This is a genomic window from Gordonia sp. DT101 (assembly GCF_049844895.1).
Classification (GTDB): domain Bacteria; phylum Actinomycetota; class Actinomycetes; order Mycobacteriales; family Mycobacteriaceae; genus Gordonia.
The window spans coordinates 728,004-754,683 of the sequence record NZ_JBNCLX010000002.1; the positions used below are offsets into that span (position 1 = coordinate 728,004).

Consider the following 26,680-nt stretch of genomic DNA (forward strand, 5'->3'; position numbering starts at 1 on the left):
CGATGACGACGATCACCGACGGCAGTCTCGACGCGGACGAACGCGTCATCGTCGAGACCGCGGCCGGATTCGCGGCCAAGCGGCTCGCACCGTTCGCACTGGAATGGGATGAGAGCCACCACTTTCCGGTTGATGAGTTGCGCGAGGCGGCGGAACTCGGCATGGGCGCGATCTACTGCTCGGAGGATGTCGGCGGCAGTGGCCTGCGTCGGCTCGACGGCGTGCGCATCTTCGAGCAGCTCGCCTCCGCGGATCCGGCGGTCGCAGCCTTCTTGTCCATTCACAACATGTGTGCCTGGATGGTCGATCACTACGGCACCGACGAGCAGCGTGTCCACTGGGTCCCACATCTGGCGTCGATGGAAACGGTGGCCAGCTACTGCCTCACCGAGCCGGGCGCCGGCTCGGATGCGGCGGCGTTGTCCACCAAGGCGGTCCGATCCGGAGATGACTACGTCCTCACCGGTGTCAAGCAGTTCATCTCCGGTGCGGGTTCCAGCGACGTCTATGTGCTGATGGCCCGCACCGGCGACAGCGGCGCCCGTGGGATCTCCACCTTCCTCGTCGAAAAGGGCACTCCGGGACTGAGTTTCGGTGCGCAGGAGCGCAAGATGGGCTGGCATGCTCAGCCCACCGCGCAGGTCATCCTCGACGAGGTTCGAGTGCCTGCCGCCAATCTCCTCGGCGGTGAGGAGGGCATCGGTTTCGGGATCGCGATGAACGGCCTCAATGGCGGCCGGCTCAACATCGCGGCGTCCTCCCTGGGTGGGGCCCAGTCCGCGTTCGACCGTGCCGCGACCTATGTCGCGTCGCGCAAGGCGTTCGGAAGCGCCCTGATCGACGAGCCGACCATCCGGTTCACGCTCGCCGACATGGCGACGTCCCTGCAGGCTTCGCGATTGATGTTGTGGCAGGCGGCGGCCGCCCTCGATGCGGGCGCACCGGACAAGGTGGAGCAATGTGCGATGGCCAAGCGATTCGTCACCGACAGCTGCTTCACCGTGGCCGATCAGGCGCTGCAACTCCACGGTGGGTACGGGTATCTCAACGAATACGGTCTGGAGAAGATCGTCCGGGATCTCCGTGTGCACCGGATACTGGAGGGCACGAACGAGATCATGCGCGTCGTGGTTGGACGGTCGATCGCCGCGCGCTACCGCGAGAACTGAACTGATCACCAGCACAACCGACTTCACATTGGGAGATTCGACAATGACGACGATCGCCTTTCTGGGACTGGGCAACATGGGTGGGCCGATGGCGGCGAACCTGGTGACGGCCGGACACACCGTGCATGGGTTCGATCCGGTGCCGGAGGCGGTGAAGACGGCGCAGGGGAACGGTGTCGCGACGTTCCCGACCGCGGTCGAGGCAGTGGCGGCAGCAGAGGTGGTGATCACCATGCTCCCCAGCGGGCCGATCGTGAAGAAGTGTTATACGGACATCCTGCCCGCAGCGCCGACCGGCGCGCTCTTCATCGACAGCTCCACCATCTCGGTCGACGATGCGCGGGAGATCAACCAGCAGGCCGCCGATCACGGGTTCGCCCAGCTCGACGCCCCGGTGTCGGGCGGGGTGAAGGGTGCGGTCGCAGGCACGCTCGCCTTCATGGTGGGCGGTGCGGACGACGCGTTCATCGCCGCGCGCTCGACGCTGGACCCGATGGCGGGCAAGGTGATCCACTGTGGCGCCGCCGGGGCCGGTCAGGCCGCGAAGGTGTGCAACAACATGGTGCTCGCCGTTCAGCAGATCGCGGTCGGCGAGGCGTTCGTGCTCGCCGAGAAGCTCGGACTCTCCGACCAGGCCCTCTACGACGTGATCACCGGTGCCACCGGGAACTGCTGGGCGGTCCAGACCAACTGCCCGGTTCCCGGTCCGGTCCCCACCTCACCGTCGAACAACGAGTTCAAGCCCGGCTTCGCGACCGCGCTGATGAACAAGGATCTGGGGCTGGCGATGGATGCGGTGGCCGGCACCGGGTCCCGGGCGCCACTCGGTACCCATGCCGCCCAGCTGTACAAGGCTTTTGCCGAACAGCACTCCGACCTCGACTTCAGCGCGATCATCACGTCGCTGCACTAGCCTCGATCCGGCCCGCACTTCGCGCTCTGAAAACGTCATTCCTCGTCAGCGACCCTTCGCGTGCGGAAGGTCGCCGACGAGGAATGACGTTTCTGACGTAAGGCGACGGTCAGAAGTCGCCGGCGTCGCGCCGAAGGGACTGGATCGCCGTCACCATCGCGGCCATCTCGTCGTCGCTCATCCCGACCTCGCCGAATACCTGTTTGTTGAGCGTGGCCGTCGCGTCCTCGACCGTCGAGCGGCCGAGATCGGTGATCTCCACGAGGGTCGTTCGGCCATCAGTCGGATGCGGCACGCGGCGGACCAGCTTGGCCTCCTCGAGGCGCCGGATCGCATGCGTGACACTGGTGACGTGGACCTGCAGCCGGTCACTCGCCTTGGTGATCGGCAATGCGCCCTGCCGCGAGAATGCCAGCAGCCGTAGCAGTTCGAAACGGGAGAAGCTCAGATCGTAGGGCCGTAATGCCGACTCGACCCGCGCCAGCAGGATCTGATGGGCGCGCATGACCGAGGTGACCGCGACCATCCCGTCGGCGACGTCGGCCCAGCCGGCATCGGACCAGTTCTGACGAGCCTCGGCGATCGGATCGAAACGCATGCTGCGGCCTGCCATGCGGTACAGCCTAGAGGACCGTGCGCGCGGCGCTTCGCAGCTCGACGCTCACGTCGTGATGCGGTGTCGAGGTCGGGCCCGGGGGAATCCATTCATCGAGAGAAACGCCGATCGAAGTCTCAAGAGCGGGGTTGATGATCGCAAAATCCGCTACGAACCACCGTATTGCAGATACTGTCAAAGATGCCAGATTCAGTGGCTCATTCTTGCCGAGCAACCTGAGGTAGGTGATTCTTCTCGGTCGGTGACGCTCACCGCCCCATAAATTGACTCGAGCGCATTGTTCGCTGGGGGCCATACGCGACGTATGGAGCATTGTTCGGTTCATATCCAGTGACCAGGATTTTCCACCACCTCATAGGTAGGAGGCGCAGTGTTTTTTCGTAAACGTCTGTCCCGTTTTGCACGAACATCAATCATTGCCGCATCGGCGGCCGCGCTCGCGGTCATTCCGGGGCTCACCGCCGTCGGAACTGCGAATGCCGGCCCCAACGGGAGTCTGGACCCGATACTTCCGCCGGGCTTCCCTTGCATTCACACAAACGTGAACCCGCCGGTTGCTACGTGGGGTTGGAGCCGTCTGGATGGTTCTCAGCCGATCTTCATGTCGGGCCCGGGCGGTCAATCCGGCAAGGGGTCGCTGCATATGTACAACTCCCGAGGGGCCGCGGCCTATTTCCATTCGGGGTTCAGCACGCCGTTGCCGCAGTTGGCGAGGCAACGCAATTCCCTCGGCTACATGTACAAGGGAACGTCCACGACCTTCCAGATCCGGGTACGCGATGCCAAGCGGACCGACAAGGTGGTGTCGGGATTCACGACGCTCGTCTGGCAGCCGAACTATAACGGCGGCGCTGGTGCGAACAGCTTTGTGACAAACAATGACCTCGCAGCGGGTAAGTGGTGGAGCACGCAGCCTATCGCCGGTCAGCCGGCCGGCCAGAGCAACCTTCGCACACTGAGTCAGATCGCCGACGCGAATCCCCGCGCATGGGTGACCGAATACGGCGTGCGAAATGGCTCGGCGACTGAGCAGAATTCCTACGCCGACAACATCGTCTACGGCTGCTCGAAGTGGGATTTCGAGCCGGACGCGAGTCTCTCCTGACCCTTCGCGCAACGCAACCAACACAAGCCGGCCGACGTCAGTCGGCCGGCTTGTGATCCATCAGCATCTCGATGGCGCCCACGATCGTGTCGACCAGTCCGGTGACCGTGTGGGTGCCGAGTTCACCGCGTGTCTCGTCCGACCGCATCATGATCACCGACTCGACGAGCCGGAAGGGCAGTAGTCCGCGAGTGTCCGTGGCGTCGGCCAGAGCGGCAGTGGCGAGTGCCTCGTATGCCGCCGACAATTCTTGGCGGGCGGCGCGGAACTCGCCGAACCTGTCGTCGGCCAGCTCGGGCAACAGATAGAGTGCGCCGAGATTCCACCGTGCGGCCGCCAGCTGGGTGACGTCGTAGCGGGCGAGGTCGAGCAGGCGTTTCAGGGGTTCGCCCTCGGACGCCAGGAGTTCCCGCGCCTGTTCCAGTGACGGATCGACGGTGGTCGCGAGCAGAGCGGCCAGGATGTCGTCCTTGGTCTTGAAATAGTGATAGAGCGACGCCTGGCGGACTCCGACTGCGTCGGCGATCATCCGCGTCGACGTTCCGGTGTACCCGTGGCGTGTGAAAAGCTCGGCTGCGGCGTCGAGGATCTCGTCGCGGGCGGTATCGCCGTGGCGTCTCGGTTTGACGAGGCGTGGCCGTCCCGGGCTCGCGGCCGTGCGCGATGAAGCCGGACGCGTCGCCATCTCGTCCCCGTTCGTGTTGTTGTCGGTCGGTCGACAGATTCACCCTAGTGCACCGTTTCGACCCGCGCCGACGCGCTGACCTGGGGTGGTGTTACACAGTCGTAGCGTGCGTTTTCCGGGGTGAAACATTTCTGTCATTCGACAGAAATCGCCGGACGGTTATCTGTCACTCGACAGATAAAGCTCACCGTGGAGCTCCCGACCCTCAGCAGAGAGACGAACGATCATGACCTCCACCGCCATCACCCCTCCGGCCGAGCCGCCGACGTCCTCGGGCGGCGATGCCGATGACCTGTCCGAGTTCGGCTACGACCAACAGTTGCACCGCTCGCTCGGTAAGTTCGCGTCGTTCGCGGCGGGCTTCTCCTTCGTCTCGATCCTCACCACCATCTTTCAGCTGTTCGGTCTCGGATTCGGTTTCGGCGGGCCGGCATTCTTCTGGACGTGGCCCATCGTCTACGCAGGCCAGTTCCTGGTCGCCCTGTGCTTCGCGGAGATCGCGGCGCGCTACCCGATCTCGGGAGCCATCTACCAGTGGTCGCGACGCATGGGCGGCGAGGTGATCGGTTGGTTCGGCGGCTGGTTCATGATGATCGCCCAGGTCGTCACGGCCTCGGCCGCGGCCATTGCGCTGCAGGTGGTCCTGCCGTCGGTGTGGAGTGGCTTCCAGATCATCGGCGACGACCCGACCCTGACCACCACCAGTGGCGCTGCCAATGCGGTCTTGCTCGGTTCGATCCTGCTGGTGATCGTCACGGCCATCAACTGCGTGGGCATCTCGTGGATGAGCCGCATCAACAACATCGGTGTCACCTGCGAACTCGTCGGCGTCGTCGCGGTGGTCCTCGCCCTGTTCACCCACGCCAAGCGCGGCCCCGACGTCGTCTTCGACACCGGCATCCCCGGCCAGCAGCCCGGGTACATCTGGGCATTCATCGTCTCGGGCCTGATGGCCGCCTATGTCATGGTCGGCTTCGGCTCGGCCGGTGAGCTCGCCGAGGAGACCCGGAACCCGCGTCGGGTCGCGCCGCGAACGATCCGTCTCGCCCTGACGGTCTCTGCGATCGGTGGCGGACTGATGCTGCTCGGTGCGCTCATGGCGGCCCCCACCCTCGACGAAGAACTCGCCACCGGGGGTCTGCCCTACGTTCTCGACTCGGTTCTCGGCAGCTTCTGGGGAAAGGTCCTGCTGTGCGACGTCGCCATCGCCATCTTCATCTGCACCCTGGCGATCCAGACCGCGTGCTCGCGGCTGATGTTCTCGATGGCTCGCGACGGGCGGCTCCCGTTCTCCAAGACGCTGTCCCACGTCAACGAACGCACCGGCACCCCGATCGCCCCGTCGATCCTGATCGGATTGCTCTGCATCGGCATCCTCGTGGTCAACGTCGGCAATTCGGCGATCTTCGCGACCCTTGCCAGCGTCTGCATCATCCTCATCTACCTGGCCTATCTCGCCGTCACCGGCCCGATGCTCTACCGCCGGTTCCAGGGCTGGCCCAAGGGTGGTGTCGCGGTTGATGCCGAGGGCAAGAAGCTGTTCTCCATGGGCCGTCTCGGTATCGTCGTGAACCTGCTCGCGGTTCTCTACGGCGCGGTCATGGTGGTGAATCTCTCCTGGCCGCGTGCCGAGGTGTTCGATCCGGCAGGGGAGATGCCGATCCTGTGCTGGGCAGGTCCGATCTGCATCGCGATCACCGTGCTCGTCGGGATCGCCTGCTTCCCACGGGGCAAAGAGCATCCCAAGCCGGTCACCGTCGGCGCGTAGTCGCCCGCCCTTCGTGGCTCGCTTCGCTCACACCTCAGGGACCGGGCTCCGGAACCCCGCCACGTCCCTCGATCCCTGAGGAGCGAGCTTGCTACGTCCCTCGATCCCTGAGGAGCGAGCTTGCGAGCGTCTCGAAGGGTCGACCACCCATCCCACCCCTCCAAGGAGTTTCATCACCATGTCCTCCACCGCAACGAGCACGGCAACCACCACCGACAGCACCACCGGAGCCCGCGAACATGCACGCTCGCAGGCCGGCACCATCACCGACTCGATGCCGGTGGTGCCGGCCAGCGAATGGCCGAATCCGCCGGCCGACGTCGAGCCGACCCGATTGACCTGGGCCGAAACAGTTCCCGGTGGCCGCTACACGAGCAAGGTGCTGGCCCGTGGTACCCGGTTGCGCCTGCGCGACGTCACGGGCAGCGCCTGCGCGCACCTGATGCTGTGGCGCGTGGACGCTCCGTGGGAGCGGCTCAATGTCGCCGACACCGTCAAGGTGCCGTGGCAGGCCTACGTCACCACCGGGCACCCGTTGCTCAGCGACCAGGGCCGGGTGCTCGCCACCCTCGTCGCCGACGACAGCGCCCATCACGACGCCCTGTGCGGTACCACCACCTTGGGCTCGAACATTGCCAAGTACGGTGCCGGAGCTGCTCATTCGGACAGCCCGGCCGGGCGAGAGCTGTTCACCCTGGCCGCCGCCAAGAACGGTCTGGGCGCTGCCGACGTGGCGCCGTCGCTCTCGTTCTTCCACGGCGTCGTGGTGGAGGCCGACGGCACTCTCACATCGAAGGGCTCGGCGGGGCTGGACAAGTCCGTCGACCTGATCCTGCATCTGCCGTGCATCGTTGCGATCGTCAACACTGCACATCCCCTCGATCCCGCGCCGGTGTTCACGGCCGGCCCCCTCGAGGTGCTCGGTTGGCAGGCGCCCGAGGACCTGGGCAACCTGCTGTCGTCGGTCGGCTCGACCGATCCGGAATATCAGCGCGCCGTGGCGAACTCCGAAGACGCCTGGGCCGCCGCCCATTTCTGAGCACCAGACCGACTCTGCAAGGAGAACACCATGACCACCACCATGTCTCAACGTGACGCGGCCGGCCTGGCCCTCGTGCCCGGTGCGGTGATCGACGACGCCGAAGTCGGCGAGCGGGCTCCGTGGTCCGGCGTCATCGCCGCCGGCGACGTGTTGACCATCGTCGACCTCTACGGCAACCAGGCCGTCGACACCCTCTTCTACGGCGGCCACGACCACGCGATCCGATATTCCGCGCAGGCCACCATCGCCGCACAGGGAAACATCTTCCTCACCACCGGTACGGTGATCCGCGATCAGGAATCCGCTCCGATGATGACCATCGTCGACGACGAGGTGGGTAACCACGACACGCTCGGCGGCGCCTGCTCGCAAGAGTCGAACACCTTGCGATACGGCCATCACACCAAACATCAGCATGCGTGTGTGGAGAACTTCCTCATCGGCGGTGCGCGCCACGGCCTCGGTAAACGTGACCTCGTCGGCAACGTCAACTTCTTCATGAACGTGCCGGTCGATCCAGACGGCTCCCTCGGCATCGTGGACGGGCTGTCCGCACCCGGGAAGCGGCTCGCGCTGCGTGCCGACGTCGACACCCTGGTGCTGATCTCCAACTGCCCACAGATCAACAACCCCTGCAACGGATTCGACCCGACCGCGGTCCGCGTCATCGTCACGCGCCCCGCAGCGAACCGGCCCCGAACAGACCCGAGGAGCTGACTCCCCATGGCCACCATCACCGTTCTCCGCGCGGGGCCGCTCACCACCATCCAGGACTGGCCCGGCCGGGTCGGCTACTGGAAGGTCGGTGTGCCGCCGTCGGGACCGATGGACGACCTCTCGTTCCGGCTCGCCAACCAGGCGGTGGGCAATCCCGCGCACGCGGCAGCGCTCGAAGCCACCATGATGGGCCCCGCCCTGCGCTTCACGGAAGCGGCGTCGGTGGCGGTCACCGGTGCGCCCGTGGTGGTCACCGTCAATGGATCGATTGTGCCGCAATGGGTGCCGATCACCGTCGAGGACGGCGATGTCCTCGACGTCGGTGCGACGGCCGATCTGGGCATGCGCGTCTACATCGCCGTCTCCGGTGGGGTCGACGCCGAGGACTATCTGGGTAGCAAGTCGACCTTCACTCTCGGGCGGTTCGGCGGTCACGACGGTCGCAAGCTCGGCGACGGCGATGAACTGGTGCGGGCGGAACTGCCCATCGGCACGGCCCGGCGCGTCCTCGGTGACGAGCAGCCGGCGTTCACCAACAGGTGGCAACTCGGCGTCACCGTGGGACCGCACAGTGCGCCGGAGTTCTTGACCGCCGACGACATCGAGGACCTGTTCGACACGGCCTACGAGGTGCATTTCAACTCCGACCGCACCGGTATCCGGCTGATGGGCCCGAAGCCGCGGTGGGCTCGAACCGACGGCGGTGAGGCGGGACTGCACCCCTCCAACATCCACGACAACGCCTACTCCGTCGGCGCACTGGACTTCACCGGCGACACGCCGATCCTGCTCGGACCGGACGGGCCGAGCCTCGGTGGCTTCGTCTGCCCGGTCACCGTCGTGACAGCTCAGCGCTGGAAGCTCGGTCAGCTCAAGCCCGGTGACACGGTGAAGTTCGTCCCGGTGCGCAGCGATCGGACCGCGTCGCCGTCGGAGACCGGGCTGGGACGCCGCGCGTGCTTTGTGGATGTCCTCTCCTCAGGCGGGGATCCGGACGGTGGCATCCTCGGTTCCACCACCACCGCGGACGGCTCCACCTCCGTCACCTACCGCCGAAGCGGGGACGACAACATCCTCGTCGAGTATGGCGACATGCACCTCGATCTCGCCTTGCGCGCCCGGGTGCATGCGCTGAGTGAGTGGATCGACGCCGAGCGTCCGGCCGGACTCATCGACCTCACGCCGGGAATACGGTCGCTGCAGGTCAAGGCGGACCCCGATGTGTGGTCGCAAGAGCGAATGCTTGCCTGGCTCAACGAATGTGAGAGCCAATTGCCGGCTGCGGAGGACCTCGTGGTCCAGAGCCGGACCGTCCATCTGCCGCTGTCCTGGGACGACCCGGCCACCCGCGAGGCCATCGAGCGCTACATGCTCGGTGTTCGTTCCGACGCTCCGTGGTGTCCGTGGAACATCGAGTTCATCCGCCGGATGAACGGTCTGGAGTCCGTGGACGATGTCCACGAGATCGTGTTCGACGCGAGCTACCTGGTGCTGGGGCTGGGCGATGTCTACCTCGGCGCTCCGGTTGCCGTGCCGCTCGATCCGCGTCATCGCCTGGTCACCACCAAATACAACCCGGCGCGCACCTGGACGCCGGAGAACGCGGTCGGGATCGGGGGCGCCTACATGTGTATCTACGGCATGGAGGGGCCCGGCGGTTACCAGTTCGTCGGCCGCACCACACAGGTGTGGAATCACCGGTATCCGGCGCCTGCGCCGGGCTTCGACCCGGAGCACCCCTGGCTGCTCCGGTTCTTCGACCAGATCCGTTGGTACCCGGTGAGTTCGGACGAACTCCTCGACATGAGGGCAGACGTCGCGGCCGGCCGCGGCGACAGCGTGCGGATCTCCGACGGCTCCTTCTCGCTCGCCGAACACCAACAGTTCCTCGACGAGAACGCCACCGACATCGCCACGAGGCGTGCCACGATGGAAGCCGCGCGTGCCGAGGAGCGCGAACGTTGGTCGCGTCAGGGTGAGTTCGCGAATATCCCGGCGGATGACGCACTGGCGGACGCCGTGGGGCAAGGGGAGGTCGCAGAAGAGGGGAAGGTCGCATGAGCAGGATCACCGACATCTATCGGCGCATCGACGAGGCCGACCGTCCGGAGGTGTTCATCGCCCTTCGTTCCCGCGACGAGGTGCAGGCCGAGCATCAGGACTCGCTGACGGCCGGCGGGCCGCTGGCGGGAATCGTGCTCGCGGTCAAGGACAATGTCGATGTGGCCGGGCTCTCCACCACCGCCGCGTGCCCCGACTATGCCTACGTGCCGTCGGCCGATGCCCCGGCGGTTGCCGCGCTGCGTGCCGCTGGGGCAGTCGTGATCGGCAAGACCAACCTCGACCAGTTCGCCACCGGACTCGTCGGAACTCGGAGTCCGTATGGAGCCGTTCGGGATTCACGACGACCCGACCGGATCTCGGGCGGGTCGAGCTCCGGTTCGGCCGTCGCCGTGGCCCTGGGATTCGCCGACATCGCGATCGGCACCGACACGGCGGGGTCGGGGCGGGTTCCCGCCGGCCTGCAGGGAATCGTCGGGGTCAAGCCGACCTTGGGCGTGGTCTCGACCGACGGCGTGGTGCCCGCCTGCACGAGTTACGACACGGCGACCATCTTCGCGGCGGACCTCGACCTCGCGAATCGGGCGATGGCCGTGATGGCGACCGCGCAGGGACCGCGACCGTTCGGCCCGGCCACCCGACTGGCCGCCACCGAGCAGCCGACCGTCGCGGTACCCGCAGATCTGCCCGAACTCGACGACGCGTGGCGCGATGCCTTCGGTGCGGCGGTCGGCCGTGCCGAGTCCGCGGGCCTACGGATCAAGCCCATCGACCTCGGACCGTTCCTCGCCGCGGCGAAGTTGCTGTACGAGGATGCCCTGGTCGCCGAACGATACGACGCGGTCGGACAGTTCATCGACGCCGCCGGAACCGAGTCCGGGCTGGACCCTGTGGTGGCCGGGATCATCAGCGGTGCAAAGCGATTCGGTGCGGTGGATCTCCTGCGCGCCCGCCGTCGTCTCGCGGAGCTCCGCACTGAGGCGATGGCGGAGTGGGGTGATGCGGATGCCCTCCTGGTGCCGACGGCGCCGATGCACCCGACCCTGGCCGAGGTGGACGCGGACCCGATCGGGGTGAACTCCCGGATGGGCACCTACACGAACTTCGGTAACCTCTTCGACCTGTGTGGTCTCGCCATACCAGCCGGGCAGGTCGACGAGACCGGCGGTACCCGTGCGCAATTCGGGGTCACATTACTGGGGCGTGCACACGACGATGCGGTGATCACCGATCTCGCACGCCGATTTCTCGACGGCACCGCCGATGCCGCTCCGGCGGCGTGGCCCGAGGCGGGTGGTGCCCTGGCAACCGAGCTCGCGGTGTTCGGTGCGCACATGCGCGGCGGCCCGTTGACCCACGAACTCTCCGACCGGGGCGCGCGGTGGTCGGGTGAGGTGTGGACCGCGCCGGACTACCGCCTCGTTGCGCTCGACACCACCCCCGCAAAGCCGGGCCTCATCCGCGACCCCGAGCGCGGCCGGTCCATCCAGGGGGAGGTGTGGGCGCTCTCGCCGACAGCGTTGGGGGAGTTCCTCGCCGCGCTGCCGGCCCCGATGATGCTGGGCGGCGTCGAACTCTCCGACGGCCGATGGGTGGTCGGGTTCGGCTGTGCTGCGGACGCCGGCGAACACGGTGAGCGGCTGGATCGCACACGCTGGTGACCGTGGGCGGCTCCGAGGCCGCGTCCAGGGACGGGCCGCGCCGCCTGAGCGTCGGTCCCGCGGCAGGCGTCGCTCTCGTGGTTACAGTCGCTCTCGTGGTTACAGTGGAGACAACCTCAGCGTCACCCGTTCCGCTCACCAAGGAGGAGCCATGGCGGTAGATCCGGCGAAGAGCAAAGCGGTCTCCCAAGTCGTCCGTCAGCACCCGGGCATGAGTCTCGTCGCGGTCTCCCCCGGCATCGTGGTGTTCCTCCTCGTCGGGTTCCTGCTGAACTGGCCGCTCGCCATCCTGCTGGGTCTGGTGGGTGCCGGTGCCGGCTACTACTTTCTGACCCGTCGGAAGTAGACCCCGAGGAGCGATGACCACACGCGTCGACAGCTGGATCTGGGCGATCCGGCTCACCAAGACCCGGTCAGCGGCCGGTGCGGCATGCCGTGGCGGACATGTGCGGGTGAACGGTGCCACCGCGAAGCCGGCGCAGTCCGTCGCGATCGGTGACGAAGTCCGGGTGCGCCTGCACGGCCACGAGCGGGTCGTCGAGGTCACCAAGCTGATCGGCAAACGTGTGTCCGCGCCTGCCGCGGCCGAGTGCTACATCGACCGCAGCCCGCCGCCGCCTCTGCGCGAGGTCGTCGCGAGCCAGCCGCGGCGGGATCGCGGTGCCGGGCGACCGACCAAGCGAGAACGACGCGAACTCGACCGACTGCGGATGCACGGTGGCCTGCTGGTCTCTCTGGTCCTCGTGCTGGTCGTGGCCCTCGCCGGCTGCTCGGATGACTCCGAGGATCCGGCGGCACCGACGACTGCGGACGCGCCGGGCAAGGCCGGTGCGGGCCCGTTCTTCGGCGCGTGTGGGGGCGTCACGACCGAAGAGGTCACCCGGATCACCAAGTTCGCCGGTCTGGCCAACACCGTGAACAATCCGTCGGTCTGCGAGTGGGACAGCAGCAACGACCGCACCGGGCCGGTCGCGTCGTTCAACTGGTATCGCGGGTCGCCGATCGGTCGCGAACGGGCCACCGAGCAGCTGTCGCGCGAGTCCACCAAGGACCTCGACATCGACGGGCACAAGGGATTCATCGCATCCGATGCCGGGATCTGCGAGATCGGTATCGCCTTCGGCGCCGACTTCTTCGAATGGTCGGTGAGCGCGGGAACGCAGGCGCTCGGAAGTGCACAGCCGCCGCCCGCGACAGATCAGATCTGCGAGTCGACCCGCGAACTCTCCCGACTCTCGATCGAGCGTGCATCATGAAACGGCTGCTCACTCTGATCGCAGTGCTGTTGCTGGTCCTCGGCCTCGGGACCGCGTGCGCCCGCGACATCGACGGCGAGCCCGTGGCAGTCGGCGCCGCCGACAACGAGCAGCAGGGACACGTCGACACCGATCAGTACGACAAGCTGCTTCTCGAATGCGAGGTCCTCTCGACGGCACAGATCGCGCAGGCGGTCGGCGGAAGCGTCGCCCGCGGCACCTTCAACGGGGCGATCTGCCGTTGGCTCGTCGAGGGCGCCACCTCGGCGAGTGTCACCTTCAACTGGTTCGAGTGGGGAGACCCGAACGTCGAGAAGCAGACCGCCAAGAAGCTCGGTTACGAGACCGAGAACATCAAGGTGGCCAGCCAGGCGGCGTTCACCCAACGGGATCCGAAACGACCCGCGGTCTGCGGGGTCACCGCGCGCGCCCCGAGCCGCGGTGTCTTCACGTGGTGGGTCGAACCGCGGACGGCAGCGGTCCCCGCGGACCCGTGTGCAGCGCCGATCAAACTGATGGAGCTGCTCCTCAGCGGCGGCCAGTAGTCAGTCGGTCACACGCTCGGCATCTTCGACACCGACACCGTCGCCGCGACCGCCGGTCCGTCGTCACCCGGGATCAGCATCCACACCAGGAGGCGTTCCGGTTCCCGGACCCTGCGCAGAGTGATCGGCACGCCCGGCACGATCGGCCGCAGATACTCGATGACAGCGCGGTGCGGACCGTCCACCAGGTCGGGATGAGCGACGAGTTCATCCTCGATCGCCTCCAGGTAGGCCGCGTTGTTGAGGTGCTTGAACGGGTCGAAATCGGTGATGCGCAGCACGTGCTCGCGGTCCTCGAGCTCGATTGACGACGGGTCGGGCGCCTTGTCGGGATTCATGGACTTCCAGCGCAGCCGATGTTCGTCGGTCATCTCGGACAGCATCTCGAGCATCTCGTCGGTGATCCTCGACGGCATCCCCTGATCGTTCACATTGATCCAGAACGCCTCGGTCTCGATGAGTCCCGGTTCGCGCTCATCGGGGTTGAAGCGGTTGGTCTCGTGATCGGCGGTGAGGCGCACGCGCATGTTGGTCCAGCGTGTGGACAGTGCCCCGCACCAGCGCTGCGCGGTCACCGCGGCCGGCCAGGTGAACGGGCGGATCACGTCGATCACGGTCCGCCGGACGATCCAGAACGGATCGGAGGCGCCGTAGTCGGTGGCCTCGATGTTGTCGTTGGCGACATCTTGCAGGTAGCGGGCCACGGCATCGAGCCGTACGCGCATATCCTGATCCACGTCTCCGGTTCGGACGCGATAGTCGGCCTCGAAGTATCGAGCTCCCTCCTTGCGATCCGGCAATGGTTCGAACGTTGTTCCCGCTGCTTGCGAGGTGCTCACTCGGTCCCTACTTTCAGCCACCGGTATCTTTACAGTTAAGATACGCAGGACGAGAAAACTAGAACACGTTCCACGTGTTGGATTACGAGGAAACAGCAGATGGCGCATGTGATCACCCGACCATGTTGCAACGACGCCAGTTGTGTCAGCGTGTGTCCGGTCAACTGCATTCATCCCACGCCCGATGAGCCGGAGTTCTTCACGGCGGAGATGTTGTTCATCGATCCCGAGACATGCATTGACTGCGGTGCGTGTATCGACGAGTGTCCGGTGGAGGCGATCCTCCCCGATGACCAGCTCGAAGAGCGCGACGAGCCGTATCTGCAGATCAACGCCGACTACTACAAGGACCACGACGTCGAGGGCGGCCTGGTACCCCCGAAGAAGGCGCCGCAGTTGCCGGACGGCGAACTGCATGTCGCCATCATCGGCGCCGGGCCTGCAGCGTTCTACGCGGCCGAGGAGCTCGTGCGCAAGCCTCAGGTCAAGGTCGACATGTTCGACCGGCTGCCGACGCCCTACGGTCTTGTCCGGGCCGGCGTCGCGCCCGACCACGCACCCACCAAGGGCGTCGAGAAGATCTTCGCGGCGACGGCGGCAAAGCGGAACTTCCAGTACTTCCTGAACGTCGAGGTCGGCAAGCACATCACGCATGCCGAGCTCGTCGAGCGCTATCACGCGGTGATCTACGCGGTCGGTGCGTCCACCGACAAACGTCTCGGGCTCGAAGGGGAGGATCTGTCCGGATCGATCCCGGCCACCGAGTTCGTCGCCTGGTACAACGGCCATCCCGACTACGCCGATCTCGACGTCGATCTGTCGTCTGAGCGGGCCGTGGTGGTCGGCAACGGCAACGTGGCCCTCGACGTCGCGCGCATCCTGGTCAGCGATCCCGACGAACTCGCGAAGACCGACATCGCCGATCACGCACTGGCGACGCTGCGTGAGTCGAATGTCAAGGAGGTCGTGCTGCTCGCCCGCCGAGGCGTCGCGCAGGCGGCGTACACCAACAGCGAGTTCCTCGCGCTCGGTGATGTCGAGGGTGTCGACGTCGTGATCGATCCTGACGAACTCGTGCTCGATCCGGCCAGCGAGGCGGCGCTCGAGGACGACACCTTGGATTCGACGATCGCGACCAAGGTCCGCCTCGCGCGCGAGTTCGCCGCGCGACCGACCACCGAGGGGAACCGGCGCATCGTGTTCCGCTTCCTGGTCTCGCCGATGGAACTGGCCGGGGACGGGCACGTGGAGCGGTTGACGTGCGTGCGAAACGTGTACGCGCCGGGCACCGAACGGGTGGCGGTGACCCCGTCCGACGAGCGCTTCGACATCGACACCGGAGTGGTGTTGCGGGCGATCGGTTATCGTGGCGTACCTGTCATCGATATGCCGTTCGACGATGTGAACGGCGTCGTGCCGAACACCGACGGCAGGGTTCAGGTCGCGGCCGACGGTGAGGTCGTGCCGGGACTCTTCGTCACTGGATGGATCAAACGTGGTGCGACCGGGGGGATCGGCATGAATCGGATTTGTGGTCAGGAGACCGCGGAGGCCGTACTGAAAGACTATGTGGCGGGGGCCTTCTCAAGCCCGTCCACGTCTCGCGACGACGTCGCCGACATCGTGTCGGACCGCGGTGCGCGGCGGATCGACATGGATGGCTGGAAGGCCATCGATGCAGCCGAGAAGAATGCCGGTAAGTCCGCCGGTCGCCGACGCGTGAAGTTCGTCTCGCTCAACGAGTTCGAGGTCGCTGCCGGCATGGAACCGGTGCAGTAGGGATGCGCGTCGCACTGCTGTCGTATCGCAGCAAGCCGCATTGCGGCGGTCAGGGAGTCTACGTCCGTCACCTGTCCCGAGAGCTCGCACTGCTCGGTCACGAGGTCGAGATCTTCTCCGGCCAGCCATATCCCGAACTCGACCAGGTCGCCATCGACGCGGGGGTCAAGCTCACCAAGGTGCCGAGTATGGCGCTCTACGACGAGCCGGACCCGTTCCGTACCCCGCGACCGGGCGAGTACCGGGACTGGATCGATGCGCTCGAGGTCGGGTCGATGTGGACCGCGAGCTTCGGTGAGCCCCTCACCTTCAGTCTGCGGGTGGCCCGACTGCTGAAGCAGCGGCGGGACGATTTCGACATCGTCCACGACAACCAATGCCTCGGTTACGGTTTGCTCGACATCCAGAAGGCCGGCTTCCCGCTGATCGCGACGATCCATCATCCGATCACCCGCGATCGCACACTGGCGGTCAAGGCGGCCAAGGGCTGGCGCAAGATCACCGCATGGCGATGGCATTCGTTCCTGCGGATGCAGGGTCGCGTCTCACGGCGAATCCCCGAACTGCTCACCGTGTCACGCAGCAGCGAGGTCGACATCCGCAAGGCATTCGACATCCCGTCGGGCCGCATCACCACGATCCCACTCGGCGTGAACACAGATGTGTTCCGTCCGGGCGTCGAACGTGTCCCGGGACGCGTCGCCTGCGTCGCCAGTGCCGATGCGCCGCTCAAGGGTGTTTCATATCTGCTGGAGGCCATCGCAAAACTGAGCGCCGAACGTCAGGTCGAACTGGTACTGGTGTCCAAACTCGACCCGAACGGTCCGTCGGCCAAGATGATCGACGACCTGGCCATCGGTGATCGCGTCCGCGTGGTCTCCGGCCTGGAGGACGAGGAGATGGCCGACGTGCTGGCGTCCGCCGAGGTCGCTTGTGTCCCATCCCTTTACGAGGGCTTCTCACTTCCCGCGGTCGAGGCGATGAGTTGTGCGACACCGCTCGTCGCCACCCGCGCCGGTGCGATTCCCGAGGTCGTCGGGACCCAGGAGGAGGCGGCTCTGCTGGTGCCGCCGGGGGACTCCGGCAAACTCGCACAGTCCATCGGGCGCCTGCTCGACGATGCCGAGTTGCGGCATCGTCTCGGGCAGGGAGGCCGGAGCCGCGTCGAGGATCGGTACAGCTGGGCGGCGGTGGCCGCGAAGACCGCGGCACACTACGAAACCGTCCTGGAACGAGTCGCGCGCGATGGGGGCGTGGCGACCGAGTCCGGCCCGGTCGTGGGCTGACCACAGCAACATCACGGATCGACGAAGGGAACGCGCGTGCTGACAGTGGATTTCGACCGCCTGGGGGTGGGTCCGCAGACCAAGGCGATCGATATCGGTGCCGGGCAGGGGAGGCACTCGTTCGAGATGTTCCGGCGCGGTGCGGATGTCATCGCCTTCGACCAGTCCGAATCCGACATGGCAGACGTCGGCGAGATGTTCGACGCGATGATGGCCGAAGGGCACGTGCCGGCCGATGCGAAAGCACGGGCCGAGGTCGGTGATGCACTTCGTCTTCCCTACGCCGACAACAGCTTCGACGTCGTGCTGATGTCCGAGATCCTGGAGCACATCCCAGGTGACGAAGCCGCGATGGCCGAGATGGTGCGGATACTCAAGCCGGGTGGCGTCGCTGCCGTCACGGTGCCCCGTTACTGGCCCGAGAAGGTCTGCTGGGCACTGTCGGACGAGTACCACGAGGTGGAAGGCGGGCACGTCCGGATCTACAAGGCGTCCGAACTCGCCGACAAGCTGACTCGCGCGGGGCTCGAGGTCACCGGTACCGATCACTCGCATGCACTTCATGCACCATACTGGTGGCTGAAATGTGCTGTCGGAGTGGAGAACAATGACAACCTCCTGGTGAAGGGATATCACCAGCTGCTCGTCTGGGACATGATGAGCAAGCCGTGGCTGACCCGGGCGGGGGAGCAGGCACTCAACCCGTTCATCGGCAAGTCGGTGGCCCTGTACCTACGGAAGCCGGCCGACTCCGGGACACCGTGACGCGGTTTCCGGCGATCGCCGGGGTGTTGACCGCGCAGCAGACGGACGCCACGGGTGCCGCTGTCGCTGCAATGCAAGAGGATTCGGGTGCACTGCCGTGGTTCCCGGGCGGTCAGACCGATCCGTGGGACCACATTGAATCCGCGATGGCACTGTCGGTCACCGGACGTGTCGCGGAGGCCGAAGCGGGCTATGAATGGTCGCGGCGCCTGCAGCGGGCGGACGGCTCGTGGCCCATCCGCACGGTGATCGGCCACGTCGAGGATGCGAACGTCGACAGCAACTTCTGCGCCTACATCGCGGTCGGGGTCTGGCATCACTACCTGATCACCGGCGACACCGTGTTTCTCGATCGGATGTGGCCGATGGTGTGGTCGGCGATCGACCTGGTGATGAAGTTTCAGCGCCCCGACGGCGCGTTCCGCTGGGGTGGCGACCACGGCACCGGAGCGATGTTCGATCAGGCCCAGATCACCGGCAACGCAAGTATTTTCCAGGCCGTAGACTGTGCGATCCGGATCGCCGACGAGATGGGTCAGCCGGACCAGGAGTGGATGAGCGCACACGCCGCGCTCGGCGACGCGATCCGCGACCGGCCGGAGATCTTCGAGCCGCCGTCGGATCACTCGATGGACTGGTACTACCCGATCCTCGGCGGCGCGCTACGCGGCCGGGCGGGGCAGGAGCACATCGCACGCCGGTGGGACGAGTTCGTGGTCGAAGGCAAAGGCGTTCGCTGCGTTGATCATCGGCCGTGGGTCACCGGTGCCGAGACCTGCGAGCTCGCGCTGGCGCTCGATGCGCTCGGGGACACCGGAGATGCGATCACGCTGGTGGAATCGATTCAACACCTCAGGGATCCGGACGGCTCCTACTGGACCGGGCTGGTGTATTCCGACGGCAAACGGTGGCCCGTGGAGAAGAGCTGCTGGACGTCGGCAGCGGTCATCCTGGCTGCTGACGCGATCAGTAGGACCAGTGCGGCAAACGGGATCTTCCGCGACGTGCGACAAAACCTGGCCGTCGGACGCTGAATGACCTAGACTGGTGTCCAGTCAGTCGTCCAGGGTTGGGCGTGACATATTGCGACGCGGCGTTGGAGGGTTCATGGAATTCGGGATCGTGCAGTTCACCAGTGATCGTGGGCTCAAGCCCCATGTGCTGGCCCCGCTGATCGAAGATGCCGGATTCGCCGCGTATTACGTGCCGGAACACGGACACATACCCACCCGGCGCGACGCCGCGCATCCGCAGACCGGGGATTCCTCGCTGCCCGATGACCGCTACATGAGGACCCTCGATCCGTGGACGTCCCTGGCCGCGGCCGCCGCGGTCACCGAGCGGATCCGGTTGGCCACCGCGGTCGCCCTTCCGGTGCAATCGGATCCGATCACGCTGGCGAAGACATTGGCCACCCTGGACCACATCTCCGGTGGTCGGGTCACCCTGGGTGTCGGATTCGGCTGGAACCTGGACGAACTCGGTGATCACAACGTGCCGCCGAAGCGCCGACGCACCATGCTGCGCGAGTACCTCGAGGCGATGCGGGCGCTGTGGACCCAGGAAGAGGCCGAATACCACGGAGAGTTCGTCGATTTCGGCGCCAGCTGGGCGTGGCCCAAGCCGCCGCAGTCGTCGATCCCGACCCTGGTCGGCGCGGCGGGCAACGAGAAGAACTTCAAGTGGATCGCGCGCAGTGCCGACGGCTGGATCACCACCCCCGGCGAAGACGACATCGAGGGCTCGGTGGAGCTCCTCAAGCGCATCTGGTCAGAAGCGGGTCGTGACGGCGAACCGCAGATCGTCGTGCTGGACTTCAAGCCGGTGCCGGAGCGTCTCGACAAATGGCGCGAGATCGGCGTGACCACCGTGCTCTACGGACTGCCGGACGACAGTGTGGAGCGGGCGAGCGGTTATCTCGCCAAGCTCGCCGGGAAGCTCGGCATCGCGTCCGCGGTGGTGTGAGGGACTCAGGGGACGCACCCAAGCGCCGGTCGAGTAGCGTCGAGCCGCTAGGCGAGAGGTGTATCGAGACCACCTGCGCCACATACAAATTCACTGCTCCGGAGACGCCCGCAATCCCGGCATCAGATACCGCCGCACCTGGCGCAGCACCGCGTCGGCATCATCGGGATCGACGGTGTCGCCGGGGACTGTGCCCAGACTGATCAGCACCCGCGCGACCCATTCGGACACCTCGCCGAGATCGTGATCGGGATGGATCTCGCCGCGCTGTGCCGCGGCATCGATGAACGGGCGCCAGAAGGCTGCGAGGTCGGGTATCAGGCCGGCAACTCCGGCACCCGCGCAAGCGGCGAATTCGTCGGGTTCGGTGGTCCGTAACCGCATCAGCAGCGTTCCGGGATCGTCGTAGGCGCCACGGCCGATGCGTACGCCTGTGCTCACTTGCCGATCGAGGCCGTCGATCGCCTCGAGTTCGGCGACCGCGTCGCCCCAGAAGGACTCGTTGAGCCGCACGATGGCGGCGCCGACGAGCGTGGACTTGTCCGGAAAGTGCCGATAGAGCCAGGCTCGAGACACCCCGGCGATCTCCGCGACTTCCTGCATGGTGGTCGAGCGGATCCCCTTCTCGGCGAGAAGTTTTTCGCACGCGTTGAGAAGTCGGGCGGCGACCGGGTCGGCCGGTTGCGGATTCGTCGGTGCCTCGCTCACGTTCGCACCCTAGCAAATCTGTAGACAAATTCCGGATTCTGTTTACCCCTGCGACGAAATGCGGTAGACAGAATGAACAATCTGTCTACCGCCCGCTATGCGGGCTGTTCGGGTGAGGAACCATGAGCACATATCTACCGCGTACCGCGGTCATCGGGGCAGGGATCAGCGGTCTCACCTCCGGCAAGATGCTCGCCGACTACGGCGTGCCGTACACCTGCTTCGAATCGTCCGATCGGATCGGTGGGAACTGGGCATTCGGCAACCCGAACGGTCACAGCAGCGCGTATCGCTCACTGCACATCGACACGTCCAAACATCAGCTGTCGTTCCGCGACTTCCCGATGCCCGAGAGCTATCCCGACTTCCCACATCACTCAGAGATCAAGAGCTACCTCGACTCCTACGCGCAGGCGTTCGGATTGCTCGACAACATCGAATTCGAGAATGCGGTCTCCCACGCCCGACGGCTCGACGGCGGGGGATGGGAACTCGAGACACAGCGCGGAGATTCACGCCGGTTCGATCTCCTCGTGGTCGCGAATGGGCACCACTGGGACCCGAGGTTCCCCGACTTCCCAGGTGAGTTCACCGGGACTGCCATGCATGCGCACCACTACGTCGATCCGAAGACACCGCATGAATTCTCGGACAAGCGGATTCTGGTCGTGGGCCTCGGAAACAGCGCCGCAGACATCGCGGTCGAACTGTCGTCGAAGGCGCTGGGGAACAAGCTGACGTTGTCGACGCGTTCTGGTGCGTGGATCGTGCCCAAGTACTTCGCGGGCAAGCCGGCCGACAGGTACTACCACACCTCGCCGTACATCCCGTTCTCGTGGCAGCGCAAGTTCATGCAGTTCATGCAGCCGATGACCGCGGGACGGCCGGAGGACTTCGGGCTGCCGACGCCGAATCACAAGTTCTTCGAAGCGCATCCGACGCAATCGGTGGAGTTGCCGCTGCGCCTCGGCTCCGGCGATGTGATCCCCAAGCCCAACATCGCGCGGTTCGACGGTGAGACGGTTCATTTCGAGGACGGCACTTCCGACGATTTCGACATCATCATCTACGCAACGGGTTACAACATCACCTTCCCGTTCTTCGATCCGGATTTCATCAGCGCACCGGACAATCGGATAGAGCTGTACAAGAGGATGTTCTACCCGGGCATCGACGACCTCGTTTTCGCCGGGTTCGCGCAGGCAACCCCGACACTGTTCCCGTTCGTCGAGTGTCAGGCGCGACTGCTCGGCGCGTACGCCGTCGGGCGCTATCGTCTGCCATCGGAGCACGAGATGCATCAGGTGATCGCGGAGGATCAGCAATTCTTCACCGGGCACATGCTCGACCGGCCACGGCACACACAGCAACTCGACCATTACCTCTACGAACACAACATCCGCAGCAAGGAGATGCCGGCGGGGCTCGGGCGCGCGCGCACTCAGGGGTCGCCGGTGTGGGCTCGGGTCGACGAGCACGATGAGCCGATGGTTGCCGCTGCAGGAGCGCAGGAAGGTACGCAATGATGACGACCCGGATGACGGTCACCTTTGATTCCCACGGAACAGGCTGTGACGCCTGGTATTTCCCGGGCGCGGACTGGTCACAGTTCGACACCCCGGCTGGCCGTCCGGTGGTGGTGATGGCACACGGGTTCGCCGGGACGAAGGACTCCGGCCTGGAGCCGTACGCGCAGCGTCTCGCCGCCGCCGGACTCGCGGTGTTCGCCTTCGACTACCGAGGTTTCGGTTTGTCGGGTGGCGAACCACGGCAACGGATCTCGATGACCGGACAAGCCGACGACTATCGTGCGGCGATCGACGCGGCCAAGCGTCAGGAGGGAGTCGATCCCGAGCGCGTGATCCTCTGGGGCGTCTCGCAATCCGGGGGTCATGCACTGGTCGTGGCCGCAGACCGAACCGACATCTGCGCCGTGGTAGCGATGGTGCCGCTCGTCAACGGTCTCGCAGCGGGAGTCCACCACTATCCACAGGTCGGCGCGAGTGCCATGGCGCGTTCGACGGTCGTCGGGATCAGCAGCGCCTTGGCCGGTAAGCTGGGCCGACCGCCGACGATGATGCCGGTGGTCGGGCGGCCGGGAGAGAAGGCCGCGCTCACGTCGCCGGGATTTTACGAGGACTACCTGACGATCGCCGGGCCGTCGTGGCGGAACGAGGTGGACGCGTCGATCGGATTGGAACTCGGCAACTTCCGAGCCGACAAGCATGCCGATGCGATAACGGCACCGGTGCTGATGCAGATCGCCGACTTCGACCAGGGGGCACCACCCCACGCCGCGGCGAAGGCGGGGTTCAAGGCGCGGGCCGAGGTGCGGCACTACCCGTGTGACCACTTCGACGTCTTCGCGGGCAAGGACTGGTTCGAACCCGCTGTGGCGCATCAACTGTCATTCCTGACCGCACATCTCGCGCCGGTGGCCGAGAAAGCCGCCACCGGCGGTGCCTCATGACCGGCTCGCCCGCTGCCGTCGTCGTCGGCGGGGCGTCGGGTATCGGTCTGGCCACCGCGCGGGCGTTGGCCGCCGACGGTTATGTCGTCACCATCGCCGACGTGAACGCCGATGCGGCGCGGACGGCCGCCGACGAGATCGGCGGTACTACCAACGCGGTGACAATGGATGTGACAGACGAGGAATCGGTGTCCGCGGGCTTCGCGGCGGTAGAGGATCTGCGGGCCGTCGTGAGTTGTGCCGGTCTGACGATTCCCGGCGCCATCACGGAACTGCCGCTCGAACACTGGCAGACGACCATCGACGTCTGCCTCACGGGATCGTTCCTGGTGCTCAAACATGCAGGCCAACGCGTCGTCGAGGGCGGCAGTATCACCGTGATCTCGTCCCTGAACGGGCGTCAGCCCGGCAGTGGTGTCGGTGCCTACTGTGCGTCGAAGGCCGGTGCCACGATGCTGGTCGAGGTGGCCGCGCTGGAGATGGCGCCGCGCCGCGTGCGGGTCAACGCGATCCAGCCCGGCGTTGTCGACACCCCACTCACGGCCGGATTGTCGATGGTTCCGGGGCTCACCGAGGAGTACATCGAGAACACCCCGCTGGGCCGCAGCGGTCGTCCCGAGGAGATAGCGGACATGGCGGTGTTCCTCGCATCGGACAAGGCCGCGTGGATCACCGGAGCAGCCTTCGACGTGAACGGCGGTGCGCATCTCCAGCGCTACCCGGACGTGCTCGGCAAGGTGCGGGCGATGATGTCCTGACGGTTCTTCCCCCGGGTCTTGCTTCCTCGTCCGGCCGCCGTCGGAGAGCGAAACAAGACCCGGGGGAGGAACTTCCGGCGGCCGGTCCCGGTCACCTCGCGTGCCCGATCGATCTTCGACGTCGCGCGCACCGGCACATTTGTCCAGGGGGTCTGCGTACTCGATTCGGGTCGCCAGCTCGGCGAGACGATGGCCGAGATCGGCGAGCAGGTCGACCAACTGCGACGGCACCACGGCACCACGGCACCACGGCATCGCGGCACCACGGCACCACGGCATCGCGGCATCGCGGCATCGCGATGCTGCGATCGATGGTGGTCTCGGCGAACGGATTGTCAGAGCGCGTCGGTGAGTCCGTGAGCCGACTGGTGCTCTCCGAGAACCCGCAGATCCCCACACCTGATCTGCAGGTCGCGATCCCGGTGGACCTCGACGGGAAACGCAAGACGGTGCGCGGCGACTTCGGCCGGCGGGATGTCGACGGCGTGCTCCGAGTCGTCGGAGAGTTCGACGGTCGCCTCGAGTATCACCGGTCGACCCCGTTCGGGGACCGGCTGCCCGAGGACGTCATCTATGAGGAGAAACTCCGCGAGGATGCGATCCGCGCGACGGGACCGCTTCTCGTCCGATGGACATGGTCGGATTCCATGCGCCCCAGAATCCTCCACGCCAGGGTGATCGCAGCCCTCCGGGCCGCCGGCATCCTCTGGTGCGGTCCCCGGTGACATGCCCCCAGCGGCAGTTCGTCCCCCGCGTCTGGTTTCGTCCGCCGATTGCTCGCGGAGGACAACGCGAGACCTGGGGGAAGAACGGGCAGGGTCGGGTCAGCCGAGGGGTGTGCCCACCTCGCCGCCGTCGCGACGGAGCACGCGCAGCGAGCCCTCGGCCCGCACCTCGGTGAACTGCCCGGTGGCCAGCGCCTGACGATAGATCTCGTACGGAGGCCGTCCGCCGTCGTCGGGGTTCGGGAACACGTCGTGGATGAGCAGTGCCCCGCCGATGCGCACCCAGGGCGCCCACCCGTCGAGGTCGTTCTGCGCGGCCTGCATGCTGTGGCCGCCGTCGATGAACACGAAGTCGGCCGGCTTGCCCCACACCCTTGCGGCGATGGCCGACCCTGCGAGCATGCCGATCACGGTGTTCTCGAGACCCGCGTCGTACATGGTCTGGCGGAAGCGTGCCGAGGTGTCGAGCGTCCCGGTGTGCGGGTCGACGAGGGACTTGTCGTGGTACTCCCAGCCGGGCTGATGCTCCTCGGAGCCGCGATGATGATCGACCGTCACGATGGTCGCCCCGTAATGTTCGGCGGCCGCCCCGAGGAAGACGGTGGACTTGCCGCAGTAGGTGCCGATCTCGACCCCCACACGAGTCGAATTCGGCTGGGCCAGATACTCTCCCGCGATCTCGAAAAGGGTCTGTGCCTCGTCGAGGGGCATGAAACCGGGGGCCTCTTCGGCCACTTTGAGGCGCTCCGGCGATGGTGCGTTCGGCGTCCTTGCCGACGATGCAGTCATACTCCTGATCCTATCCGGTCGATATCGGCGGCCGCGTAGGGTGAGCCGTATGAAAGCACAAGTGCTCACCGCCGAGACGGGACCCGCTGGACTGGAACTGACCGACGTCGCCGACCCCGCTCCGGCCGATGGGCAGGTCCTCGTCGACATCAAGTCGTGTGGTATCTGCTTCCCCGACCTCCTGATGAGTCAGGGCAAATACCAGCTGCGGATGCCGACGCCGTTCACCCCGGGCACCGAGGTGGCCGGGGTGGTGCGCGATGCACCCGCCGGCTCGTCGGTCAAGGCGGGCGACAAGGTGCTGGTGGCGTCCATCGTCGGTGGCTTCGCCGAGCAGGTCGCCGCGGCGCCCGAGCAGTTGTTGCCGCTGCCCGAGGGGCTGACCTTCGACCAGGGTGCGGCGATGGGCATCAACTACCAGACGGCGTTGTTCGCGCTGAAGCTCCGCGCGCAGACCGCGCCCGGCGAGATCGTCGGTGTCCTCGGCGCCGCGGGCGGTGTCGGTACCGCGTCGATCATGGTGGCAAAGGCCATGGGCGCCAAGGTGATCGCCATCGTGCACCGGAAGGGTGCCGAAGAGTTGCTGCGCAGTGCGGGCGCCGACGAGATCGTCGCGCTCGAAGATGGATGGGGGGCGAAGCTCAGGGAGGTCGCACCCGAGGGTGTGGACGTCATGATCGACCCCTCCGGCGGAGAGGTCTTTGACGAGGCGCTGCGTCAGGTCGCCCCCGACGGCCGCTATGTGGTCATCGGTTTCGCTGCCGGCGGCATCCCGACGGTCAAGCTGAACCGGGTGCTGTTCCGCAACATCTCCATCGTCGGCGCCGCGTGGGGCGAGTACGTGCGTACTCATCCCGGGGTGCCGGAGATGCTGCACGACGAACTTGCCGAGATGATCGCCGCGGGGTTGCGGCCGCAGGTCAATGTCACCTATCCGCTCGACGAGCTGCCCAAGGCGTTGACCGATCTGGCCGAAGGGCGGATCCTGGGGAAAGCGGTCGTCAAGATCGCCGACTGAATACCTTGTCCGCTGGTCGAGTAGTCGACGAGTGAAGCGA

The 26,680-nt window shown here is 66.1% G+C and carries 26 protein-coding genes; 21 read left to right on the forward strand and 5 right to left on the reverse strand.

The features are described 5' to 3' along the window. The first annotated feature begins 2 nt into the window (after positions 1–2). Positions 3–1,169 (forward strand): acyl-CoA dehydrogenase family protein, encoded by a 1,167-nt coding sequence (locus ACLQ3I_RS09965; RefSeq protein ID WP_425801957.1) that lies wholly within the window; start codon positions 3–5, stop codon positions 1,167–1,169. A 43-nt stretch (positions 1,170–1,212) separates the two neighbouring features. Then, positions 1,213–2,082 (forward strand): 3-hydroxyisobutyrate dehydrogenase, encoded by an 870-nt coding sequence (gene mmsB / locus ACLQ3I_RS09970; protein ID WP_425801590.1) that lies wholly within the window; start codon positions 1,213–1,215, stop codon positions 2,080–2,082. 109 nt (positions 2,083–2,191) lie between these two features. Here mmsB and ACLQ3I_RS09975 read toward each other — a convergent pair whose 3' ends face one another. Beyond that, positions 2,192–2,695 carry a MarR family transcriptional regulator gene (locus ACLQ3I_RS09975; RefSeq protein ID WP_425792735.1) on the reverse strand — a complete coding sequence of 168 codons (504 nt, stop codon included), beginning with the start codon at positions 2,693–2,695 and terminating at the stop codon, positions 2,192–2,194. 373 nt (positions 2,696–3,068) lie between these two features. Between ACLQ3I_RS09975 and ACLQ3I_RS09980 the strand changes: the two genes are divergently transcribed. Then, complete coding sequence (locus tag ACLQ3I_RS09980) at positions 3,069–3,803, forward strand: hypothetical protein (protein WP_425792736.1); 735 nt, start codon at positions 3,069–3,071, stop codon at positions 3,801–3,803. Positions 3,804–3,840: 37 nt separating this feature from the next. Here the strand turns inward: ACLQ3I_RS09980 and ACLQ3I_RS09985 are convergent, their stop codons facing one another. Next, positions 3,841–4,488 carry a TetR/AcrR family transcriptional regulator gene (locus ACLQ3I_RS09985; RefSeq protein WP_425792737.1) on the reverse strand — a complete coding sequence of 216 codons (648 nt, stop codon included), beginning with the start codon at positions 4,486–4,488 and terminating at the stop codon, positions 3,841–3,843. Positions 4,489–4,714: 226 nt separating this feature from the next. On the opposite strand from ACLQ3I_RS09985, the gene ACLQ3I_RS09990 reads away from it, so the two are divergent. The 8 genes from ACLQ3I_RS09990 (at position 4,715) to ACLQ3I_RS10025 (ending at position 13,538) form a co-directional block, all read left to right on the forward strand. Continuing rightward, entirely contained in the window at positions 4,715–6,256 is a 1,542-nt protein-coding gene (locus ACLQ3I_RS09990; protein WP_425792738.1) for an amino acid permease, read from the forward strand. Positions 6,257–6,434: 178 nt separating this feature from the next. Beyond that, complete coding sequence (locus ACLQ3I_RS09995) at positions 6,435–7,295, forward strand: urea amidolyase associated protein UAAP1 (protein ID WP_425801593.1); 861 nt, start codon at positions 6,435–6,437, stop codon at positions 7,293–7,295. Between the two features lie 30 nt (positions 7,296–7,325). Continuing rightward, positions 7,326–8,015 carry an urea amidolyase associated protein UAAP2 gene (locus ACLQ3I_RS10000; protein WP_425792740.1) on the forward strand — a complete coding sequence of 230 codons (690 nt, stop codon included), beginning with the start codon at positions 7,326–7,328 and terminating at the stop codon, positions 8,013–8,015. A 6-nt stretch (positions 8,016–8,021) separates the two neighbouring features. Then, a complete protein-coding gene (locus ACLQ3I_RS10005; protein WP_425801595.1) occupies positions 8,022–10,076 on the forward strand; it encodes a 5-oxoprolinase/urea amidolyase family protein in 2,055 nt (684 codons plus the stop codon). Beyond that, the gene (atzF, locus tag ACLQ3I_RS10010) at positions 10,073–11,737 is read left to right on the forward strand and encodes an allophanate hydrolase (protein ID WP_425801597.1); all 1,665 of its coding nucleotides are present in this window, start codon (positions 10,073–10,075) and stop codon (positions 11,735–11,737) included. Before ACLQ3I_RS10005 ends, atzF begins: the two co-directional genes overlap by 4 nt. Before the next feature lie 151 nt (positions 11,738–11,888). Further along, complete coding sequence (locus ACLQ3I_RS10015; protein WP_425792743.1) at positions 11,889–12,083, forward strand: hypothetical protein; 195 nt, start codon at positions 11,889–11,891, stop codon at positions 12,081–12,083. Between the two features lie 13 nt (positions 12,084–12,096). Next, positions 12,097–12,993, forward strand: coding sequence for a DUF3558 family protein (locus tag ACLQ3I_RS10020; protein ID WP_425801599.1), 897 nt, complete (start codon positions 12,097–12,099; stop codon positions 12,991–12,993). Beyond that, positions 12,990–13,538 (forward strand): DUF3558 domain-containing protein, encoded by a 549-nt coding sequence (locus ACLQ3I_RS10025; RefSeq protein ID WP_425792745.1) that lies wholly within the window; start codon positions 12,990–12,992, stop codon positions 13,536–13,538. Before ACLQ3I_RS10020 ends, ACLQ3I_RS10025 begins: the two co-directional genes overlap by 4 nt. An 8-nt stretch (positions 13,539–13,546) precedes the next feature. Here the strand turns inward: ACLQ3I_RS10025 and ACLQ3I_RS10030 are convergent, their stop codons facing one another. Further along, positions 13,547–14,377, reverse strand: a complete 831-nt coding sequence (locus ACLQ3I_RS10030; protein ID WP_425792746.1) for an acyl-[acyl-carrier-protein] thioesterase — start codon at positions 14,375–14,377, stop codon at positions 13,547–13,549. Positions 14,378–14,476: 99 nt separating this feature from the next. Between ACLQ3I_RS10030 and ACLQ3I_RS10035 the strand changes: the two genes are divergently transcribed. From ACLQ3I_RS10035 to ACLQ3I_RS10055, 5 genes are all read left to right on the forward strand, one after another. Further along, positions 14,477–16,156, forward strand: coding sequence for an FAD-dependent oxidoreductase (locus ACLQ3I_RS10035; RefSeq protein WP_425801601.1), 1,680 nt, complete (start codon positions 14,477–14,479; stop codon positions 16,154–16,156). Between the two features lie 2 nt (positions 16,157–16,158). After that, positions 16,159–17,442 carry a glycosyltransferase family 4 protein gene (locus tag ACLQ3I_RS10040; protein WP_425792748.1) on the forward strand — a complete coding sequence of 428 codons (1,284 nt, stop codon included), beginning with the start codon at positions 16,159–16,161 and terminating at the stop codon, positions 17,440–17,442. 36 nt (positions 17,443–17,478) lie between these two features. Next, a complete protein-coding gene (locus tag ACLQ3I_RS10045; RefSeq protein ID WP_267630043.1) occupies positions 17,479–18,207 on the forward strand; it encodes a class I SAM-dependent methyltransferase in 729 nt (242 codons plus the stop codon). After that, positions 18,204–19,241 (forward strand): prenyltransferase, encoded by a 1,038-nt coding sequence (locus ACLQ3I_RS10050; RefSeq protein WP_425801603.1) that lies wholly within the window; start codon positions 18,204–18,206, stop codon positions 19,239–19,241. Before ACLQ3I_RS10045 ends, ACLQ3I_RS10050 begins: the two co-directional genes overlap by 4 nt. A 73-nt stretch (positions 19,242–19,314) precedes the next feature. Continuing rightward, positions 19,315–20,172: an LLM class F420-dependent oxidoreductase gene (locus ACLQ3I_RS10055; protein ID WP_425792750.1), complete on the forward strand. Its 858-nt coding sequence runs from the start codon at positions 19,315–19,317 to the stop codon at positions 20,170–20,172. A gap of 90 nt (positions 20,173–20,262) precedes the next feature. On the opposite strand, the gene ACLQ3I_RS10060 is transcribed toward ACLQ3I_RS10055, so the two are convergent. Continuing rightward, a complete protein-coding gene (locus ACLQ3I_RS10060) occupies positions 20,263–20,880 on the reverse strand; it encodes a TetR/AcrR family transcriptional regulator (protein ID WP_425792751.1) in 618 nt (205 codons plus the stop codon). A gap of 122 nt (positions 20,881–21,002) precedes the next feature. Here ACLQ3I_RS10060 and ACLQ3I_RS10065 point away from each other — a divergent pair, with 122 nt between their 5' ends. From ACLQ3I_RS10065 to ACLQ3I_RS10080, 4 genes are all read left to right on the forward strand, one after another. After that, positions 21,003–22,406: a flavin-containing monooxygenase gene (locus tag ACLQ3I_RS10065; protein WP_425801605.1), complete on the forward strand. Its 1,404-nt coding sequence runs from the start codon at positions 21,003–21,005 to the stop codon at positions 22,404–22,406. Then, positions 22,406–23,350: an alpha/beta hydrolase gene (locus ACLQ3I_RS10070; RefSeq protein WP_425792753.1), complete on the forward strand. Its 945-nt coding sequence runs from the start codon at positions 22,406–22,408 to the stop codon at positions 23,348–23,350. Before ACLQ3I_RS10065 ends, ACLQ3I_RS10070 begins: the two co-directional genes overlap by 1 nt. After that, positions 23,347–24,108: an SDR family NAD(P)-dependent oxidoreductase gene (locus ACLQ3I_RS10075; protein ID WP_425801607.1), complete on the forward strand. Its 762-nt coding sequence runs from the start codon at positions 23,347–23,349 to the stop codon at positions 24,106–24,108. Before ACLQ3I_RS10070 ends, ACLQ3I_RS10075 begins: the two co-directional genes overlap by 4 nt. Before the next feature lie 311 nt (positions 24,109–24,419). Continuing rightward, entirely contained in the window at positions 24,420–24,833 is a 414-nt protein-coding gene (locus ACLQ3I_RS10080) for a hypothetical protein (RefSeq protein ID WP_425801609.1), read from the forward strand. Positions 24,834–24,932: 99 nt separating this feature from the next. On the opposite strand, the gene ACLQ3I_RS10085 is transcribed toward ACLQ3I_RS10080, so the two are convergent. Beyond that, positions 24,933–25,622, reverse strand: coding sequence for a class I SAM-dependent methyltransferase (locus ACLQ3I_RS10085; protein ID WP_425801611.1), 690 nt, complete (start codon positions 25,620–25,622; stop codon positions 24,933–24,935). Positions 25,623–25,671: 49 nt separating this feature from the next. On the opposite strand from ACLQ3I_RS10085, the gene ACLQ3I_RS10090 reads away from it, so the two are divergent. Beyond that, positions 25,672–26,640, forward strand: coding sequence for an NADPH:quinone oxidoreductase family protein (locus ACLQ3I_RS10090; RefSeq protein WP_425792757.1), 969 nt, complete (start codon positions 25,672–25,674; stop codon positions 26,638–26,640). The last annotated feature ends 40 nt before the right edge of the window (positions 26,641–26,680 follow it).